The organism is Sphingomonas sp., assembly GCF_042095875.1.
Taxonomy (GTDB): Bacteria; Pseudomonadota; Alphaproteobacteria; order Sphingomonadales; family Sphingomonadaceae; genus Sphingomonas.
In genome coordinates, this window is the sequence record NZ_JBELMJ010000052.1 from 1 (window position 1) to 1,273 (window position 1,273).

Consider the following 1,273-nt stretch of genomic DNA (forward strand, 5'->3'; position numbering starts at 1 on the left):
GTCGGCGGGTGCGTGTCGAACAGCGAGGCGATCAAGCTGATGAAGTTCGCCGCGGCGTGATGCGGGCGCCCGCGGATTGCCCGAGGCAATCCGCGGAGTTGCCGCGGCGGGCAGCGGACGCGGCATCGCCGCGTCCGTCTGACGGCGTGGCAGATGCTTGCCGCGCGCGCGGGCGATCGGCGCGGACTCCGGCGGAGATTGGAACATGACGAACACGAGGGGGCTCGGCGCGGCGACGCTGGGCGGGGAGGACCGCACGGGCGCGGTGGCGGCGGTGAAGGCGCTGCTGCGCGCGAGCGGGGGCGACGACGACGCGCTGATCGCCGCGATGGCGGAAGCGGCGCTGGGCGTGGCGGAACAGTTCCTGGGGCAGGTGCTGATCGCGCGCGAGGTGTCGGTGACGCTGGACGCGCGCGCCGGGTGGCAGCTGCTGCCGGTCGGGCCGGTGGGCGCGATAACGTCGGTGGCGGCGGTGGGAACCGCGCTGCCGATCGCGGACTACGCGGTCGACGTCGACGCGCGGGGGCTCGGCTGGGTACGGGTCGGGCGACGCGCGCGCGTGATCGCGCGGGCGGGATTGGGCGCGGACTGGGCGAGCCTGCCGGCGGCGGTGCGGCACGGCGTCGCGATGTTGGCGGCGCATCTGTTCGACGATCGCGAGGGCGCGAAGCCGGTGCCCGCGGCGGTGACCGCGCTGTGGCGGCCGTTCCGGCGTCTGGCGTTGATGCCGGAGATGCGCGCGTGAGCCGGGCGGTCGAGCGGCAGGCGGCGCGCGCGGTGCAGGCGGTGGTGGCGCGGCTGGCGGCGCGGTTGCGCGACGTGCCGGGCGTGACGGTCGAGCAAGGCGAGGGGCGCGTGAGCTTGAGCGGCGCGGGGCTGCACGCGCGGCGGCTGGAGGAGGCGCGGCTGCGCGACGTCGCGGGGTGGCTGCGATGAGCGCGGCGGCGGGGGCGGCGGTGCGCGCGGGCGTGCTGGCGCGGTTGCGCACAATCGGGGGCGCGAACGGCGTGTGGGAGGGGGCGGGCGCGAGCGCGGCGACGCCGTTTCTGCTGTTGGGCGACGTGGACGCGCGCGAGTGGGGGACCAAGGACGCGGCGGGCGCGGAACTGCGCGTGGCTGTCACGGTGCGCGACCGCGGAGACTCGCCCGCGCGTGCGGGCGCGCTGGCGGCGGCGGTCGAGGCGGCGGTGGCGGGATTGCCGCGCGTGCTGGGCGACTGGCGGGTGGCGAGCGTGGTGCTGGTGCGGTCGCGCGTGGTGTCGGCGGGCAAGGG

General features: G+C 77.4%; 4 protein-coding genes. 3 read left to right on the plus strand and 1 reads right to left on the minus strand.

Annotated elements, in window-relative coordinates; all coding sequences use genetic code 11:
- The coding region (locus tag ACFDS6_RS14545) for a hypothetical protein (RefSeq protein WP_375272819.1) at nt 1-216 on the minus strand (216 nt) is incomplete at its 3' end.
- On the opposite strand from ACFDS6_RS14545, the gene ACFDS6_RS14550 reads away from it, so the two are divergent.
- From ACFDS6_RS14550 to ACFDS6_RS14560, 3 genes are all read left to right on the plus strand, one after another.
- Nucleotides 206-745, plus strand: a complete 540-nt coding sequence (locus ACFDS6_RS14550) for a hypothetical protein (RefSeq protein ID WP_375272820.1) — start codon at nt 206-208, stop codon at nt 743-745. The two genes, ACFDS6_RS14545 and ACFDS6_RS14550, sit on opposite strands and share 11 nt — an antisense overlap.
- The gene (locus tag ACFDS6_RS14555; RefSeq protein WP_375272821.1) at nt 742-936 is read left to right on the plus strand and encodes a hypothetical protein; all 195 of its coding nucleotides are present in this window, start codon (nt 742-744) and stop codon (nt 934-936) included. The genes ACFDS6_RS14550 and ACFDS6_RS14555 overlap by 4 nt, the downstream gene beginning before the upstream one ends.
- Nucleotides 933-1,273 (plus strand): DUF3168 domain-containing protein (locus ACFDS6_RS14560; RefSeq protein ID WP_375272822.1); only part of this gene is annotated, 341 nt, incomplete at its 3' end. The genes ACFDS6_RS14555 and ACFDS6_RS14560, both read left to right, overlap by 4 nt.